13 protein-coding genes and 1 rRNA gene are annotated in these 18,249 nt (G+C 39.4%); 7 read left to right on the forward strand and 7 right to left on the reverse strand.

Annotated features, from left to right (window positions below):
- From PSR9079_RS14300 to rhlB, 3 genes are all read right to left on the reverse strand, one after another.
- Positions 1–117: ribosomal RNA gene (locus tag PSR9079_RS14300) — 16S ribosomal RNA — on the reverse strand; the annotation flags it as partial.
- A gap of 546 nt (positions 118–663) precedes the next feature.
- Positions 664–2,157 carry a guanosine-5'-triphosphate,3'-diphosphate diphosphatase gene (gene gppA / locus PSR9079_RS14305; protein WP_145239897.1) on the reverse strand — a complete coding sequence of 498 codons (1,494 nt, stop codon included), beginning with the start codon at positions 2,155–2,157 and terminating at the stop codon, positions 664–666.
- 47 nt (positions 2,158–2,204) lie between these two features.
- Positions 2,205–3,482, reverse strand: a complete 1,278-nt coding sequence (gene rhlB / locus PSR9079_RS14310; RefSeq protein ID WP_145239899.1) for an ATP-dependent RNA helicase RhlB — start codon at positions 3,480–3,482, stop codon at positions 2,205–2,207.
- Positions 3,483–3,572: 90 nt separating this feature from the next.
- On the opposite strand from rhlB, the gene trxA reads away from it, so the two are divergent.
- The gene (gene trxA, locus PSR9079_RS14315) at positions 3,573–3,899 is read left to right on the forward strand and encodes a thioredoxin TrxA (RefSeq protein ID WP_145239901.1); all 327 of its coding nucleotides are present in this window, start codon (positions 3,573–3,575) and stop codon (positions 3,897–3,899) included.
- 181 nt (positions 3,900–4,080) lie between these two features.
- Positions 4,081–5,340, forward strand: a complete 1,260-nt coding sequence (gene rho, locus PSR9079_RS14320; RefSeq protein WP_064666866.1) for a transcription termination factor Rho — start codon at positions 4,081–4,083, stop codon at positions 5,338–5,340.
- A 278-nt stretch (positions 5,341–5,618) separates the two neighbouring features.
- Here the strand turns inward: rho and PSR9079_RS14325 are convergent, their stop codons facing one another.
- Positions 5,619–8,435, reverse strand: coding sequence for an ATP-binding protein (locus tag PSR9079_RS14325; protein WP_149982163.1), 2,817 nt, complete (start codon positions 8,433–8,435; stop codon positions 5,619–5,621).
- Positions 8,436–8,514: 79 nt separating this feature from the next.
- On the opposite strand from PSR9079_RS14325, the gene PSR9079_RS14330 reads away from it, so the two are divergent.
- Positions 8,515–9,099, forward strand: a complete 585-nt coding sequence (locus PSR9079_RS14330; protein ID WP_149982164.1) for a DNA-J related domain-containing protein — start codon at positions 8,515–8,517, stop codon at positions 9,097–9,099.
- Between the two features lie 7 nt (positions 9,100–9,106).
- On the opposite strand, the gene dbpA is transcribed toward PSR9079_RS14330, so the two are convergent.
- Positions 9,107–10,495, reverse strand: coding sequence for an ATP-dependent RNA helicase DbpA (gene dbpA, locus PSR9079_RS14335; RefSeq protein WP_145239907.1), 1,389 nt, complete (start codon positions 10,493–10,495; stop codon positions 9,107–9,109).
- Positions 10,496–10,719: 224 nt separating this feature from the next.
- On the opposite strand from dbpA, the gene PSR9079_RS14340 reads away from it, so the two are divergent.
- A complete protein-coding gene (locus PSR9079_RS14340; protein WP_149982165.1) occupies positions 10,720–12,123 on the forward strand; it encodes a M20/M25/M40 family metallo-hydrolase in 1,404 nt (467 codons plus the stop codon).
- A 92-nt stretch (positions 12,124–12,215) separates the two neighbouring features.
- The gene (locus PSR9079_RS14345; protein ID WP_149982166.1) at positions 12,216–13,154 is read left to right on the forward strand and encodes a tetratricopeptide repeat protein; all 939 of its coding nucleotides are present in this window, start codon (positions 12,216–12,218) and stop codon (positions 13,152–13,154) included.
- A gap of 112 nt (positions 13,155–13,266) precedes the next feature.
- On the opposite strand, the gene PSR9079_RS14350 is transcribed toward PSR9079_RS14345, so the two are convergent.
- Positions 13,267–15,225 (reverse strand): alpha/beta hydrolase family protein, encoded by a 1,959-nt coding sequence (locus PSR9079_RS14350; RefSeq protein WP_149982167.1) that lies wholly within the window; start codon positions 15,223–15,225, stop codon positions 13,267–13,269.
- 315 nt (positions 15,226–15,540) lie between these two features.
- Here PSR9079_RS14350 and PSR9079_RS14355 point away from each other — a divergent pair, with 315 nt between their 5' ends.
- Positions 15,541–16,830, forward strand: a complete 1,290-nt coding sequence (locus PSR9079_RS14355) for a hypothetical protein (protein WP_149982168.1) — start codon at positions 15,541–15,543, stop codon at positions 16,828–16,830.
- Between the two features lie 56 nt (positions 16,831–16,886).
- Here PSR9079_RS14355 and PSR9079_RS14360 read toward each other — a convergent pair whose 3' ends face one another.
- Positions 16,887–17,807 carry a DUF808 domain-containing protein gene (locus PSR9079_RS14360; protein ID WP_149982169.1) on the reverse strand — a complete coding sequence of 307 codons (921 nt, stop codon included), beginning with the start codon at positions 17,805–17,807 and terminating at the stop codon, positions 16,887–16,889.
- 123 nt (positions 17,808–17,930) lie between these two features.
- Here PSR9079_RS14360 and PSR9079_RS14365 point away from each other — a divergent pair, with 123 nt between their 5' ends.
- A complete protein-coding gene (locus PSR9079_RS14365) occupies positions 17,931–18,215 on the forward strand; it encodes an MliC family protein (RefSeq protein WP_149982170.1) in 285 nt (94 codons plus the stop codon).
- Positions 18,216–18,249 lie beyond the last annotated feature (34 nt).

Here is an 18,249-nt window from a genome sequence, read left to right on the forward strand (position 1 = left end):
CTCACCCGTCCGCCGCTCGTCAGCAAAGTAGCAAGCTACTCTCTGTTACCGCTCGACTTGCATGTGTTAGGCCTGCCGCCAGCGTTCAATCTGAGCCATGATCAAACTCTTCAATTAAAAGTTTTTTGTCTTTCGACAGCTCAATGAATTCTGAATTTATTTAATATCTTTCGATATTGAATTGACTGTGCCGAAGCAACTTATAAATAAGTTACTTCTGTTGGTCACTCAGCTTCTCTTTCGAGAAATCACATTGAGACTCTAAATTTTTTGCCTTGCTTAGCGAACTAAGCTCGGCTGTTAGAACTCAATCTGTACGAGTGCCCACACAGATGATTGCTTTATATTGTTAAAGAACGTTGCGACATTGTCGCTAAGGATGCGTATAATACATCCTTTATTTTTCGAGTCAACACTTAGCTTTAAACTTTCTTGCGAATATTTAAAACCTAAGTTTTATTTAACTCTCTGAGTTGTTCGTGCCTCGCTATGCGTTGTCCGCTGCGCGTCGCCATATCCCGTCTCAGTGGGGTCGCATTATAGGGAGATCCAAAAACAGATCAACACTTTTTTTGATCTTTTTTGATTTAATTGACTGTTCGAACAAATTTAGTGCATAAAGGTGGTTTTTAATACAATAAAAGGGCTTTTACAGCCCTTTTGTTACTTAACAATAAACTTCCAACCAGCTTTTGCTTGCTGTTTAGACTCTTGTTGGAGCTCACTTGCCATTAGCGGGTGCGCTTTTAGCCAATCATTTTCAAATATTAGTGTTAGAGCGTCATTATTAACAGTTAATACTAATTTTGGTAATACATCATCTTGGCGACGCATTGATAAGATCACTGCGATCCTAAGCAACCGTGTTACATACTGAGTAAGCTGAGCATGGCAGCCTAAATACTCAAAAACATTCTTTTGCAGATCTGAACGATGTGCATTCGCTACAGCCGCAATAATTTTATGCTCCGATTGTGAAAAGCCTGGCATATCGGTGTTTTCTAAAATATAAGCGGTGTGCTTTTGATATTGCTTATACTCAATTAACAAACCAATCTCATGCAATTGCGCAATCGCTTTTAGTAAAGGCAGGCCACTATTGTTGAATAGTGGCCACTGCTCGCTGACTTGAGCTGCGAGGTGACTGGCGAGTTCTGCAACTCGGTTCGCTTGTTTTTGATCGACATGATAACGGCTCATCAGGCCATCAACAGTGCGCTTTCGAATATCATGATTATGAAACTCAGGGATCATGCTATAAAGCACACCTTCACGAAGTGCGCCTCCTGCTAATCCCATTTTATCAATTTCAAGCGCTTCGAATAAAGCAATTAAAATAGCGAGCCCTGACACAAAAACTAAACGTCTTTCTTCACTAAGCCCAGGTAAATCTAGCTCAGCGATGGTCTCATAGGCGATCGATTGCTTTTTAATTTTATTGAGTTTATCTAAACTCAGTGTTTCATCGAGTGATTGTGCCACCATAATTTCTTGGATAGCTTGTACAGTACCCGATGCACCTGATGCAATCTCCCAACCCGCCACTTTATAACTTGGCGCTATATCATCAATAACTACTCGTGCGGCTTTAATAGCAGCATTGAAATTAGCGTCATTGAGTTTACAGTCTTTAAAGTAACGTTCTAGGTAGGTAACACAGCCCATGTTTAGGCTTTTATAATGTAGTGCGTCGAATCCCTTACCTATAACTACCTCAGTACTGGCACCGCCAATATCTATTACTAGTTGGCGACCACTACATGAAGATGTATGCGCAACGCCTTTATAAATAGTGCGCGCTTCTAGCTCACCACTAATGACATTAATTTTATGCGCAAGGATTTGCTCGGCTTTGATTTTAAATTCATCAGCATTCGTTGCTAAGCGCAAAGTAGCGGTGGCAACAATAGTAATGTTGTTTTTAGGGATATCTTGAAGACGCTCTGCAAATAGTGCGAGACATTCCCAGCCTCGTTGCATTGCTTCTGTGCTCAGTAAATTATCATCATTTAGCCCTGCGGCTAATCTGACTTTGCGTTTAACTCGGCCTATTGTTTGTAAGCCGCCAGCAATTGACTTAGCGATCAACATGTGAAAACTGTTAGATCCTAAATCAATTACTGCATAAACATTTTTTTGCGGTTTAAGTTGCCCCACCGTTCAAAAACCTCTAGTTACTACTACGACTATAACGACGGTCGCAATTACGACCGTGCTTTTTGGTAACTATTGTTTGGTCTACGTCCGCTGTTGTTACTACGACTACGTGGGCCTGTTGAATAATTACGCTTTCTTTGAATAGTAGGCTTAGTTAAATCATCAAGCAATGCACTTTTATCATAATGTGATAAAGGAATGCTGTGCTCTATGTATTCTTCAATTTCATGAAGATTATATGCGTACTGCTCACATGCAAAACTAATTGCCTTACCTGATGCCCCAGCGCGTGCTGTACGGCCAATACGATGAACATAATCTTCACAATCATCTGGTAAGTCGAAGTTAAATACATGACTCACTTCAGGGATATGTAAGCCACGAGCAGCAACATCTGTTGCCACAAGGAAGTCTAAATCACCTTTAGAGAATTGCGCTAAAATTGATTGGCGTTTTTTCTGATTTACGTCACCAGTGAGCATTCCCACCCGGTGTCCATCAGACTTTAACCATGCATAAACCGTTTCACAGCTATGTTTAGTATTTGCAAACACAATGGCTTTCTCAGGCCATTCTTCTTCAATCAAAGTTAATAACAGCTTAACTTTATCTTCTTGAGAAGGATGAAATAACTCTTCAACAATGCGCTTGCCAGTTTTCACATCGGGTTCAATTTGTACATGCTCTGGGTTTGTCATGTGCTCAAACGCCAGTTCTTGAACGCGATACGATAACGTTGCTGAAAATAATAAATTAAGGCGTTGTGATGTATCCGGCATACGGCGGAACATATAGCGAATGTCTTTTATGAAACCCAAATCAAACATACGATCGGCTTCATCAAGTACCACTACTTCGATTTCATTGAGGGTGTAACACCCTTGTTTATATAAATCGATTAAGCGCCCTGTGGTGCCAATTAAAATATCAACGCCTTTTTCTAATTGTGCACGTTGTTTTTCGTAATCTTCGCCACCATATACTAAACCTAAGTTAAGATTACAGTGTGGCGCTAAAATTTTTGCATCTTTGTGGATCTGAATCGCAAGCTCCCGAGTAGGGGCCATGATCAGGGCTCTTGGATGTTTACTAGGTGCTTTGCTAGATTGTAATAACCGATGGCACGTGGCAGTTAAAAACGCCAACGTTTTGCCTGTACCTGTTTGTGCTTGACCCGCAATGTCGCGGCCATCACAAATAAAAGGTAGGCATTTAGCTTGTATGGGTGTGCAATATTCAAACCCACTTTCGGTTAACCCGGCAACCACTTCCGGTGCAATAGCAAAGTCTGAAAACTTTTTATCGGTCAAATGTGTCTTAGTCATAGCGTTTAAGCATAACGTTTAAACTTGCAATAAGAAACAAGAGTGTTTAAATACGCATTAAATAATTCGCCTAACTTATCGGAGAGCGCAATGAGCGAGAAAATTATTCAATTAACTGACGATGGCTTTGAAGCTGACGTTTTACAATCAGACAAGCCTGTATTAGTTGATTTTTGGGCAGAATGGTGTGGACCGTGTAAAATGATCGCGCCAATTCTTAATGAAGTGGCAGAAGAGTTTGATGGCCGTGTTGTAATCGGTAAATTAAACATTGACCAAAATGCAGGCACACCACCTAAATTTGGTATTCGTGGTATCCCTACGTTACTTCTTTTCAAAGAAGGCCAAGTTGCGGCAACTAAAGTGGGTGCACTTTCTAAAACTCAACTTGTTGAGTTTTTAGAAAACAACATCTAAAAATATGCCTAAAAAAAGGGCCACAGCCCTTTTTTTTAATTTTTTTTGTATAAAGACTGGACGCCTAGCGAATGACCTGCTAGTTTATAAAGCCAACTAATCCTTAGTTTACCAACAAACCTCTCTCACTAATCAATATCGATTATATGAGCATGATAACTGTAATAAAGAACCCACCAATATGCATTTACGCGAATTAAAAGACAAGTCGATCAAAGAACTTGTAGACTTAGCTGAGTCCATGGGGCTCGAAAACGTAGCCCGCTTAAGAAAGCAAGATATTATCTTTGCTATCCTTAAAGCCCACGCCAAAAGTGGAGAGAACATTTTTGGCGGTGGTGTATTAGAAATCTTACAGGATGGTTTTGGTTTCTTAAGATCATCAGAAGCCTCTTACCTTGCTGGTCCTGATGACATTTATATATCACCTAGCCAAATTCGTCGTTTTAGTATGCGTACTGGTGATTCTATAATGGGTCTCATACGTCCACCTAAAGACGGTGAACGTTACTTTGCATTACTAAAAGTAAACGAAGTAAATTTTGATAAACCTGAAAACTCTCGCACGAAAATTCTTTTTGAAAACCTTACCCCGCTACATGCAAACGAACGTTTACGTATGGAACGCGGTAATGGTAGCACCGAAGATATCACTGCTCGAGTACTTGATTTAGCCTCTCCAATTGGCCGTGGTCAACGTGGTTTATTAGTAGCACCGCCTAAAGCGGGTAAAACAATGCTACTACAAAATATTGCGCAATCGATTACCCATAACCACCCAGATGCGACATTGATGGTACTACTTATCGATGAGCGTCCAGAAGAAGTTACTGAGATGCAACGCCTAGTAAAAGGTGAAGTTATTGCATCAACGTTTGATGAACCAGCAAGCCGTCACGTACAAGTTGCTGAAATGGTAATTGAAAAAGCAAAACGTTTAGTTGAGCACAAAAAAGATGTAATCATCTTACTGGATTCAATCACACGTTTAGCACGTGCTTATAACACGGTAATTCCTTCATCAGGTAAAGTACTTACTGGTGGTGTTGATGCTAACGCCCTGCATAAACCAAAGCGTTTCTTTGGTGCTGCGCGTAACGTTGAAGAAGGCGGTAGTTTAACTATTATCGCAACTGCGCTTATCGATACCGGCTCTAAGATGGATGAAGTTATCTACGAAGAGTTTAAAGGTACTGGTAATATGGAATTACACTTAAATCGTAAGATTGCTGAAAAGCGTGTATTCCCTGCAATCGACTTTAACCGCTCAGGTACCCGTCGCGAAGAGCTACTGACTAAACCTGATGAACTACAAAAAATGTGGATTTTACGCAAAATAGTTCATGAAATGTCTGAAATTGATGCCATGGAGTTTTTAATTGATAAACTCTCTATGAGCAAAACCAATGATGAATTTTTTGATTCGATGAAGCGTCAATAATTCTCTTTACTAGATTCTAAAATGCCTGTTAATACAGGCATTTTTTTTGCCTATCCCTCAATCTCACTCCTATTATACATTTGTTTTATTAATCTCTTTGCTCTGTTCCCTATAGACGAAAATCATCAAACTGTGCAGTACTGAGTAAATATTAAAACTGCGATTATTTAAATCCAGCACGCAGTAATGCCTCTCAATAAAACGCTCAACTCGCTTTATTGGTTAGTAGTAACTTATAGTCTTAAAGTAACGACCTCTTAAGCTTATATATCGCTCTTTTAAGTCAGCTGTTGTGATAGCTGCTTAATCAAATCATCTACTAATTCTTTTACGTCTGCATCACTGCTGGGGTTATGTTTTTGTGATAAGAGTGATTTATCTAAGCACATCGCTGCATTAGCTACATCAGTTAATGAAAATATCTGTGCGGCACCAAGGATACGATGGCTATCTTGCTGTAATGCAATATAGTCCTTTGCTGCAAGGTGCTGTGTAAGTGATGCTATTTCATCATCAAAGCTGGCAATAAAACTCGTCACTAAATCGCTAATATCAGGATTAGCTAAAGGTAGCGTGCTGGTGCTATTTAAATGCGCTGCGAGTGCCTGATAAAACGCTTCTTTTTCTATTGGCTTACTTAAATAGCCAGTAAATCCCATCGCTAAGTAATTATCTATTTCATGACTCATTGCATTAGCTGTTAACGCAAAAATAGGTTTATTAAAACCACACTTATTTAACAGTTCAAATGCACTAAGGCCATCCATTACTGGCATCTGTATATCTAATAAAACAACATCTGGAAATTCACTGAGGCACTGTTCAACTGCTTGCTCACCATTACTTACTGAGATCACTTCAAGGCCAATCGACTTTAAAAAGCGCGTTATTAGTCTACGATTGTCGGGATGATCTTCTGCTAATAATACTCGCCCAACTAGACCTTTAGTTGCAGCTGGTTTTGAGTTGTCGGTAGCAAGAAGGGTTGGCGCATACTCTTTACATGGCACATTAAAAATAAACTCACTGCCATTACCATGCTCACTTTCAACACTAATATAACCCCCCATCATAATTGCTAATTGCTGGGAAAGACTCAAACCAAGTCCTGAACCACCGAACCTGCGAGTGATGGTATTATCGCCTTGTTGAAAACATTCAAAAATGTTTTTTATTTGCTCTGTATTCATACCAATCCCCGTATCAATCACTTTAAAGCATACGCCTTGTTCGGTGTGATTAATATCCAGAGTAACACTGCCGTGCTCGGTAAATTTGATCGCATTAGTCAGTAGGTTTATTAGTATTTGCTTGACGCGGATCATATCTAACTTAGTCCAATAACTCGAGCCTAAGTGATTTTCTAATAGCAGCGTTAAGCCTTTGCTTTTAGCCTGCATACTTGACATAGCATAAACATCATTTACAAGCTCCACGAGGTCAAACTCGCTAACATGTAAATCTAAACGGTTTGCTTCTATCTTACTAATATCGAGCACATCATTAATCAAATCTTTTAAATGATCGCTATGTTTTTTAATAACTAACAATTCTGTTTGTAATTGCTGGGGCTGATATAAACCATGCAATAAGTCGTCTGTTTGCCCTAAAATAGCGGTAAGTGGTGTGCGTATTTCATGGCTGATATTAGCCAAAAACTGGCTCTTAACTTGATTCGCGGCACGTAGCTCTTGTGCCACATATTGTAATTCTTGAGTACGTTGCTCAACTTTTTGCTCTAATTGGGTTTTGGCCTTTTTTTCGATTGCACGGCGATATAATACAACTGCACAGATCAATACCAACATCAGCACAATAGACAGTAAAATAGTTAACTGTGAGCGTTTTTCAATCTTTAATTCTTGTAGGCTACGCTCTTGTTTAAGCTGTTTAATTTCTTGGTTTAACTGGTTCGACTGAAACTGAGACTGAAATACATTTAACGCTTTCATAACCTCTTCACTGGTTATGCTACGTTGATAATCGACAAACTGTTGGTGCAGATGAATAGCCCGCTTATAGTCACCGGCACCAGCACTTAACAACGCCTCGATACCTAAGCCGTCTTTAATGCGCAATTCATCTTTATATTCTTTGGCTAGTGATATTGATTGTTGTAAATTTTGCTCCGCAATATCAATATCCCCCATCACTAATTGCACTTTAGCTAAAACATGTAAAGAAGCTAACCGTAAGGATTGATTATCTATCTGCAGGGCGTATTTTTGAGCTGCTTGTGCGTGATACAAAGCTGCATCCAACTCATCTATTTTTAAATTTATGTTAGCTAAGTTGGTATGCTGTACGGATAATTGATAGGCGTCATTAACACTTTGATAATAGCGTAAAGCGAGCTGGTAATAGTGCAACGCTAATTGATTTTGACCCGACTCAGTATAAGCAACCCCCATGTTGCCATAGGCACGAGCAATCCCCTCTTCATCACCCAATTGCTGAAATACATCGAGCACTTCACGATAAATTTCAAGTGCCGAATCATAGCTAGATAAACGAATATAGATGCCCGCAATATTATGAAGAATATCAGCTTTGTCTTGCGCGCTACCATCTATTTCATAAAGTGCTTTTGCCTGCTGGTAATGCTCTAAAGCAAGCTCCATGTTGTGCATATTAAAATATGCAAGGCCAATATTACTTAGCAAGTTGGCTTGTTTTAATGGACTCTTTAAACGTACCGCTAAGTTTAACGCACGGCTGTAATCAATAATGGCTTGTTGTAATAAACCTTGAAAATATTGCACCACGCCCTGCATTTTTATTGCTCGAAAATGTAACTCAGGCAGGTTTTCAAATGTACTATGCTGCTCAAGCAACTGATAATAATGCAATGCTTGGGGATAATTACTCAACTCAAACGCACGCTCAGCTAAACCAGAATAAATAGCAACTTGTTGCTGATTTGATAATTGTGTAGACAGTAACTGGGTTGCTAACAGCTGCTTTTCAGGCCATTCATCCGTAACTTTAAATTGTTCAAAAAGTGCTACTTGTTGTTGAGCATTACCTGATTGAGAAAAAACGCCAAGCACACTAATCGAGCAAATAAATAATAGGCGCTTAAACTGACCCAGCATAATTTTTTCCTTGGAATTTTGTTAGCAGTAGAAGCTATGATAGTTTAGTCAAGATACACCAATAACTAGACTGTAAACAATGCTTAACCCACTGATTGATGAGATTTTCGAGTTAATTTTAACGAAGCACATTTGGAAGGTTCACACTTTAGCATTGGAATTATCTGAGCGTGGTGTAATTAATGACTTAGATACAGATCCATACCGTGATCTGTTTAAGCGTAACTTTTTAATTATGAATGCACTTTATCAACTGCAGCAACAACTGTTGCCAAATCAATATTTATTGGTAGCCAGTTTACATATAGAGCTCACAGATAATCCAGATAAGATAACCATTGCAGCGCATGACTCATTACAAGCGTACTATCTAGATTGGCAAAATTACGATGCCTCGATAACAGAAGTTAAATCACTGTTAGATGATTTTTGGCGTACGTTTCGTGCATCACCAACAATAAATACGCTTGATCAACAACAACGCCAGACATTATTAAAGCGCTGGGAATTACCTGACGATTTTTCTATGCCGGCATTGCAAAAGCGCTGGCGGCAGTTGGCAACACAATATCATCCAGATAAACAACATGGTAATGCAGAGCAGTTTAAACAGTTAAAAAATGAATATGAGCAGCTTAGAGCAAGCTGCTCAAAAACATCATAAGCAATAATTAACGAGTTAAACGACGGGCACGAATTTTACGGCCTTTAATATTACCTTCCGTTAATTTTCGTAGCGCGGGCTTTGAGCTATTACGTTCGACAGCCACAAAAGCCACATTATCAAGCACATTAATTTTACCGACTTGACGCCCTGCTACGCCATCTTTACCGGTTAATGCACCTAAAATATCACCTGCGCGTACCTTTTGCTTTTTACCTGAATCGATCATTAGTGTCACCATTTGTGGTTTGTATGGTGGCTTTTCAAGTAGGCTAAACGGCGGTAATTGTTCTGGTAAAAAATCACATTCATAATGGTCACCAATTTGTGCCACTTTGAATTGTTCCGCATCGCCATAAATAGAGCATGCAATGCCTTTTTTACCAGCACGACCAGTACGACCAATACGGTGTACATGGGTTTGTGGGTCATGGGCAAGGTGGTAGTTAATCACCATATCCATATCATCGATGTCTAAACCACGAGCGGCTACATCAGTGGCCACTAAAATCGAGGCGCTTTTATTAGCAAAGTGGATCAAGGTGCGCTCACGATCTCGCTGCTCTAAATCACCATGCAATGACACGGCACTGAAGCCTTCATCAGCTAAATCATCACACACCTGTTGAGTTTCGACCTTGGTATTACAAAACACCACACAGCTTTCTGGCTGAAACTTCAGCAGCAACAATTTTAATGTATTAAAACGTTGTTTGTTATTATCCATTTTATAAAAGTACTGTTTGATCGTACTTTTTTCTTGCTCTTCTTCAACCTTCACCATAACAGGGTTGCTTAATACACGTTTGGCAATCGCTTCTATCGCGCGCGGAAAAGTGGCGCTAAATAATAAAGTTTGACGCTGTTTTGGAATACGCTCAATAATCGCATCCAAAGTGTCTTGAAAGCCCATATCAAGCATTTGATCGGCTTCATCAAGTACCAGAGTGTCTACATCATCTAAACGTAGCGTACCTTTGCGAATATGATCATCAACACGCCCAGGTGTGCCAACAATAATATGTGCACCATGCTCTAGTGAACCAATTTGTGGACCAATCGACACGCCACCACATAGAGTTAATATTTTTATATTGTGAATACCACGCGCTAATTTACGCATTTCCACAGCTACTTGCTCAGCCAACTCACGGGTTGGACAAAGCACTAAAGACTGTATACGAAAACGCTTAACATTAAGCTTGGCCAACACACCTAAACTAAATGCGGCAGTTTTACCTGAGCCAGTTTTAGCTTGTGCAATGATGTCTTTACCTTCAAGCACTGGCGGCAGGCTTTGCGCCTGTACAGCGGTCATTTGGGTGTAACCTAAAGTCGATAAGTTATCGACCAAACCTGATGGTAAAGCGAGTGATGAAAAAGCTGTAGCGGTCAAAGTAATTTCCAGTGCAATAATTAAACATGAAAAGCCGCTGCAGATGCCCGACTTAGTTATGCTGCATAATAGCAGAATATACAAATTGCTACCATTAAGCTGACCATATTCTCAATAAACATTCACCATAACATCACCACCGATAGGCATTTATCTCATCTACTTTTGTTGCTCAGTATTAAATGCTTTAATAACCCTCACTTGAAAATATAACCAGGTCAATAATGAAAAAAATCATCACCGGATTACTGCTAGCCGGCAGCTTTTTAGCCAATGCCGCCGAGCCTGAATTTACCGCAAAGCAACTTCAGCAAGTCACCGAACTAAGAACTAATGCCAGTAACAGCGAGTTAAGCTATCAATTGCTTGAATCGCTTACTACTGAAATAGGACCTCGCTTACCTGGTACAGAAAATGATAAAAAAGCCGTTGCGTGGGCCCAAGCTAAATTTAAAGAGCTTGGTTTTGATAAAGTATGGCTAGAAGAGGCAACCTTTCCTGAATGGCGCCGTTTTAGTGAAAGTGGCAAAATTTTAACGCCAAGCGAGCAACCTTTGCACCTAACAGCATTAGGCCACAGCGTTAGCACACCGAAAGATGGCATTACCGCTGAAGTTGTATTATTTGAAACGCTTGATGAACTTATCGCAGCACCAGCAAACAGCTTAAAAGGTAAAATAGCTTATATAAATTACCATATGAACCGCCATATTGATGGCAATGGTTATGGTCCTGCTGTTCGTGCTCGCTCAACAGGTTCAGTTGAGGCTGCAAAAAAAGGCGCGATTGGTTATATGATGCGTTCTGTTAGCACCGCACACCACCGCTTTGCTCATACCGGTGGCAGTCACTATCAAGAAGGTGTTACGAAAATCCCTAATGTGACCATTGCTAACCCTGATGCAGATCAGCTAGCTCGATTAGTTGCACTAGGTAAAAATGTTACCGTAAATATCAATGTGCAAACTGAAGATCGCGGCCAAGGTACTGGCTATAACGTGATTGGTCAGTTCAATGGCACACAAAACCCTGAACAGTACGTACTTATTGGCGGTCATTTAGATTCTTGGGATTTAGGCACTGGCGCACTTGATGATGGTGCAGGCGTTGCGTTAACCATGGCTGCTGCCAAACATATTAGTGAAATAAAACGTCCTAAACGCAGCATTCGTGTAGTGTTATTTGCCGCTGAAGAGCTAGGATTATGGGGCGCTAAAGCTTATTTCAAAAAGCATGCAAATGAACTTGATAAAATTGTTGCCGCAGCTGAATCTGACTTTGGTGCTGATGTAGTGTATGGCTTTGAATCGAATGTATCTGCAGCCTCGTTGCCAGTAGTGCGTGCAATAGCCAAGCAACTTGCGCCGCTAAATGTTGAATACATAGGTAAAAATAGCGCTAATGGTGGGCCTGATTTAATTCCATTTAAAAATGCCACCAGCGCGCCAATTTTTGAGCTGCACCAAGACGGTACTGATTACTTTGACTACCATCACACTGCTGATGATACGCTTGATAAGATCGATCCGGCTAAACTTAAGCAAAATACCGCAGCATATGCTGTATTTGCGTTTATGGCAGCTGATGCTAAAACTACAATTAAAGCAAAGCCTGTAGCGAGTAAATAAGCTAACCAAACATACTTTCTTACAGTTTTCTGCTTTGCATCTAACCTTCCTTGTTTTAATTTAACGTAAAACAAGGAAGGGAAAAAGGTCATATGCTACTATTCAATACCAGCGATTCATTGTCGTTTTTCAGCCAAACAAAAACCTGCCCATACTGTCATCACGATGACTATCGACTACAAAACCAAAGCCGCTTTTTGCGTTTTTCAATTGTCCCTATGCTGCCATTAGCATGGCATTACCAATACCAGTGTAGCCATTGTCAGCACAATGTGCAGCTTTCAATTATGCAACTGCCATGGTTAGAAAAGCTTTCTTTGATCAAATATTTTATAGGCTCGATATTACTTATCTGGTTATCAATTTACTTCTATACACAACATCTTGATGAGCTAAAAGCCAAGCAAGCAATACTCAGCCAGCCACAAGCATTCGATACTTACTTGGTACATGCTGATAAGTTTTCTAACGAACCATTGCGCCCTGAAAACCTAAAAGTAGCTCAAGTACTCGAGTTTGATGACCAAAATATCACCTTTCAAATCAGCAATTATCGCTATAAACGCGACAGCGGCATTACTATGGCTATGCGTACCAGCTTATTGATACAAAAAGATTATTTCTCATCAAAAACAATAACTTTACCGCGCAGCGAAGTACAGCGTTTATATGAGGATGGTGCTATTTATGATGTACTACGCCCTTATGCATATAGCTTATATGGTGGTTTTGTGATGTTCCCACCACGCCCTAAACCGCTATATGAAGGGTTGAAGCTTAATAAAAATAATCAGCAAGGCATCATCTATTACAAAGATGGGTTATTTCCTGAAGCGTTCGAAAGCTTTTTACTCGCCAGCAAAGAAGGCTCACAATGGGGTCAGCTTAATACTGCGCAAATGTATCGTGATGGTGAAGGGGTAGAAAAAGATATCAGCCAAGCTATTTATTGGTATCAACAAGCTGCAGGGCAAAATAACCACAAAGCCAAAGTACAATTAAAAGAACTCTGTCTAAAACATGCTTGCTAGTAGCAATTTTATAACAGCTTCAGACTCGCAAGCTGTTGTTACAAAATAAGATCACTAGTTTATAATAAAAATGGCAGGCCAAAGCTTGCCATTTTTATGCAAACATATTTTTTCACAATGTTAAATGTTGCTCTAAAAACGCTAACACTTTTTTATAGTAGTATGTTCTATGTTCTTCTTTATAAAAACCATGCCCTTCATCTTCAAGCAGTTCATATATATAAGGATGTTTAGCTTTTTTAAGAGCCGCAATAAGTGATTCGGCTTGTTCAATCGGTGCACGCTGATCTTCACCACCATGTACTATCAGCACTGGAGCCTTTAACTTATCAATATTATAGCTAGGTGAAAAAGCCTTTAATTGCGCTTCATCTGTGCCTATAACAGTTTCTAAATAGTTGACACCTGAACTATATTGCTGAGTATCACCTTCGTTATACATTAGGGGTAAATCATAAATCCCCATTAAACCAATGGCGCATTTAAACATGTTGGGTTCTAAAATCGCACTTTGCAGCGCAGAGTACCCACCAAAACTTGACCCCATAATACAAATATTGTCTTTATTAACTGTACCATCTGCAATTAATAACTTTACGCCATCAATAATGTCATACTGAACATTCTCTCCCCATTGACGATAACCCGCTTTTTGAAAATTCATGCCAAAGCCTTTTGAGCCACGAAAATTCACTCTCAGCACCGCAATCCCCTTATTAGCCAGCATCTGTACCTCTGGATCATATCCCCAATAATCTCGAGCAATAGGCCCACCATGCGGCATAACCACTAAAGGTAAGTTTTTCTCAACTTTACCGTTAGGTACGGTTAGATATGCAAGAACCTGTAAACCATCACGACTTTTAAATCGAATAGGCGTAGTTTGCGCCATATCAGCTTCTTTAATCCAACCCCGTGTAGAAAAAAGAATCCGTAATTTATTGCTTTTCGCATCATAGAGATAAAACTGACCTGGGTTAATATCACTAGAGGCATAAATGATACTTTTGTCACCTACTTCAGTGCTACTAATAAGCTGTACTTGGTTACCAGGTAATGCACCTAGCATATCTTTTAAACGTTTACTTTTTTCTGATTCACTATCTATAAACGAGTAACTTGGATAATCCGCTTCAGTCTCAATGGCAAATAATTCTTTAGTTACTTCATCGACCCACACATGCTTTGGTGATACCTGTTTATCTTGAAATATCTGTGTTGCTTTATTAGTGATTAAATTTATTTTTATTAAGCCTTCAGCTTCACCATTTGAAGATGCCATCGCATAGACAAAATTACCCGTTTTATCAAATGTTTCAAGGCTTATATCAGTGTAATTAACACCCGTTAAATCCAACTCTTTCCAACTCCCTCCTTCTGGCTCTCTGATATGTATTTTTGCATTGAGGTAATCGTCTGTTGAAATTGCAATACGAACATTACCTTCATGATCAGTTAAAAATCGCCCCATTGGCATTGGTGAACGAGTAATTTGAGTACGTAAGCCACGATACACATCAACCTCATATACAACCGAAGTTGGCTCGTTACTGGCAGTCCAAGGATAAGTTACTACCAATACCTTTTTATCATCATGGAGTAGTGGATCAAGTAAGTAAGAAGTACCATTAACTGGCGTTTGCTTTTTTACACGCGAACCTATTTGCTGCTCGCCATGCATACCGATGACATACTTACCACGGCTACCGTCAGCATTTATTGCAAACAATTCTCCATAATAAATAGGCGTATCTTGCCACCCTCTTAAGTATTCTTTTTCAAGAATGACACGCTCATTATTAACCCAGTGATATTCACCAACCTGCGCATTACCAGGAAAACTAACAGCATGAATTACAGAAAACTTACTGGTGTCTACAATTATTAATGAATTTTTACCTTCCAGTTTTTTAATAGCCCCAATATAGCTGCCATCAGGCGAAATAGTAACGCGGCTAAATTCATCAGCTTTACTGAAGTTATCAACAGAGAGTGACTTTGAATTAACAGTGCCAGTAAAAGTAAGCGAAAATACCAATATCACTAATATAAAGAGGGAAAGCCTAAACATATTTAACTCCATTTAACATTTTAATTATTATTATCATCTATTTAACAATAACTAAAAAGAACTCAATTATCTACATTTTTAGGGGCATTATCAGCTTTAATTTATGACAAAATACGAAGCAAATAGGCTGTATTTTTTGCTATCCGACAAATTATAAATAGATATTATTCTCTATAGCTTCAAAATTATTTTCAATTCAAAAAATCATTAGTATGTGCCACAGCTGTTTTGCTAAATCATAATTCTCAGGTCTTTACTTTGCTTTTGTTACACTATAACATAACCGACATATTATAACAAAACACCGGACTGTTTATGATTTTACCTAACTTTAAAACTTGCTTAATTGCCTCTATGGTTGCTGTACTGTGTGCCTGTAACAGTGAAATTGATGACCTTGTAGATAAAAATGCTGAGCAGAAAGATGACCATGACCACACCGAAATCACTGCAAAAGGGCGATTAGCGATTAGCCATGCTGATATTGCTAACGTATCTGTTTTTAACGCTGACAACAACTCGTTGCTGGAGACCTTTAATACCAGCAACATAATAAGTGGTCTATATGCCAGTCCTAATTTCCGTTATGCAGTATTGATCCAGCGAGCAGAAAATTATGTTGAGTTCATTGACGGTGGATTATTTACAGAAGATCATGGTGATCACCAACATGGTTATGAACAGCAACCCGAGCTGCATGATTTAATCTTTAGCGATAGTAAACCAACCCATTTTGATGTCAGTGAACAGCAAGCTGCACTGTTTTTTGATGGCGATCTTGATGCAGGGATCCCTGCAAGCTTTGTGTTATTAAGTGATGAATCACTTGCTGCTGGGAAAACGTTAGCAGCACATAGCTTTAACAATGCCATGCATGGTACAGCGCAAATTCGCGGTGAATCGGTAATAACAACTTATCGCAGCGAAGATATAACTAGCGTGCTGCCAAATTATGTTGAACAACTGCATATTCATGGTGATCACTTTCATCAAGAACAGCGGTTTGCAGTGGATTGCCCTGCACTACATGGCAGTGCGCAAAATCACCAGCATATCGCTTTTGGCTGTAGCGATGGTGTATTAGTTATAACTGAAAAAGGTGGTGTGTTTAACGCAGCCAAAGTAGCTAATCTCAACAGCTTTGCTGAAGGTACGCGTATTGGCACAATTAAAGCGAGTGAACACAGCGAACTATTTTTAGGTATTGCACAAAGTAAGCTTTTTTACACCATCGACCCAGCATCAGCTGAAATGACACAGCTTGCATGGCAACAAAATACTGAAAATACCGTATTAGCAAGTGCACTGGATAGGATTACCGGCGAGTTTTATGTACTTGAAAGTGATGGTTTCTTGTCAGTGCTACATGCTGAAGATGATTGGCAAGTCAGCGCACGCTTTAAAGTACTCGAAAACCCAGCTGGTAACTATGCACTCGCGGCCTCAGCGGCCGACGATACTTTATATATCAGTGATGCAAACAACCAAACAGTATTAAGTATCGACACCCATGAGCAAACGACTAAAACTATTCTTAACCTTGATTTTATCCCTAATCAAATTACCTGGTTAGGTATAGCTGCTGAATCAAAACATGAACACTAATTAATTCAAGCAAATAACTTTCATAGCATTCCCTTGCTAATTCATTGCCAGCAAATTTACTTTGCTGGCTTTTTTGCTTTCATGCTGACAATTCCATGATGAACTAACACAGCAATCGCACCGGCTAATACACCTAATAAACCATCGAACAGTAAAGGCGCAATAATCTCTCCCAGCGTACCTAAGTTTGCCAGTGCAAACTCAGCAACAGCGGTTTGCCAATGATGCAACACACTAATACCATGCACTAAAATTCCTCCACCCACTAAAAACATCGCTACCGTACCTGCAAATGCTAAAAACGCCATTAAACGTGGTGCTGCGGCTAATAAACCTTTACCTAATAATGCTTTAAAACGGTTTCCTGTTTGCTGTGCTTGGTTAAGCAAATACAAACCAGCATCATCGAGTTTTACAATCCCTGCCACTAACCCATAAACGCCTATGGTCATGATCACCGCAATAACACTTAAGACTAGCGCTTGATTTAGTAAACTTGCACCCGCCACGGTGCCTAGAGTGATAACTATTATTTCTGCCGATAAAATAAAGTCGGTTCGAATAGCCCCTTTTACTTTTTGTTTTTCGTACTCAACTAAATCTAAATTTTCGACAGCATCTACATCATCATTTTTCGTAGCTGGTAATAACTTTTCAACTAACTTTTCTGCACCTTCAAAACACAAAAATAATCCACCAACCATCAATAAAGGTGTAATAAGCCAAGGCAGCCAGACACTTATTAATAACGCTGCAGGAACTAAAATAGCTTTATTTAAAAATGAGCCTTTCGCTACCGCCCACACGACCGGTAGCTCACGATCGGCAGTGACTCCTGTCACTTGTTGCGCGTTTAAGGCTAAATCATCCCCTAATACACCCGCAGTTTTCTTCGTGGCGACTTTACTCATAGTGGCAATATCATCTAATAAAGTGGTGATATCGTCCAATAATGTCAATAGGTTAGTACCTGCCATCTCATTTCCTTTGCAGTTAAAAAATTTATAATAATCAACATAGCCTAAACAAGTATTTTCACCAAAGGTTAATTTTCGTTTGCTATGCTAGTTGCTAAACATATTTAGCCAAGGTACTTGTTAATGTATAAAACCCTATTAATTGCACTCGGTGTTATTAGCCTCAGTGCATGCACAGAACAATTAAATAGTCAGTCTTTCTCCTGCGATAGCCAGCTAAGCGCCGTTATTACCAGTAACGATGAAGAAAGTGCCACGCTAAATTACAATCAAGTAAATCATTCGCTGACCAAACAAATCAGCGCCTCGGGCGTAAAATATACCAATGAAGATGTGCTGTTTTGGACCAAAGGGAATGAAGCAATGTTGATAATTGATGGCAACAAATATCATTGTAATTTAGAGTAATACAATCGCTCGCCAAACTTATAATTTATAAAAA

This window comes from Pseudoalteromonas rhizosphaerae, from assembly GCF_902498845.1.
GTDB lineage: Bacteria > Pseudomonadota > Gammaproteobacteria > Enterobacterales > Alteromonadaceae > Pseudoalteromonas > Pseudoalteromonas rhizosphaerae.

Coding starts and splice junctions, on each gene's coding strand:
- PSR9079_RS14355 (WP_149982168.1), top strand. CDS start 15,541: ATGATTTTACCTAACTTTAAAACTTGCTTAATTGCCTCTATGGTTGCT.
- PSR9079_RS14325 (WP_149982163.1), bottom strand. CDS start 8,435: ATGCTGGGTCAGTTTAAGCGCCTATTATTTATTTGCTCGATTAGTGTG.
- rhlB (WP_145239899.1), bottom strand. CDS start 3,482: ATGACTAAGACACATTTGACCGATAAAAAGTTTTCAGACTTTGCTATT.
- rho (WP_064666866.1), top strand. CDS start 4,081: ATGCATTTACGCGAATTAAAAGACAAGTCGATCAAAGAACTTGTAGAC.
- PSR9079_RS14345 (WP_149982166.1), top strand. CDS start 12,216: ATGCTACTATTCAATACCAGCGATTCATTGTCGTTTTTCAGCCAAACA.
- PSR9079_RS14350 (WP_149982167.1), bottom strand. CDS start 15,225: ATGTTTAGGCTTTCCCTCTTTATATTAGTGATATTGGTATTTTCGCTT.
- trxA (WP_145239901.1), top strand. CDS start 3,573: ATGAGCGAGAAAATTATTCAATTAACTGACGATGGCTTTGAAGCTGAC.
- PSR9079_RS14365 (WP_149982170.1), top strand. CDS start 17,931: ATGTATAAAACCCTATTAATTGCACTCGGTGTTATTAGCCTCAGTGCA.
- PSR9079_RS14330 (WP_149982164.1), top strand. CDS start 8,515: ATGCTTAACCCACTGATTGATGAGATTTTCGAGTTAATTTTAACGAAG.
- PSR9079_RS14360 (WP_149982169.1), bottom strand. CDS start 17,807: ATGGCAGGTACTAACCTATTGACATTATTGGACGATATCACCACTTTA.
- PSR9079_RS14340 (WP_149982165.1), top strand. CDS start 10,720: ATGAAAAAAATCATCACCGGATTACTGCTAGCCGGCAGCTTTTTAGCC.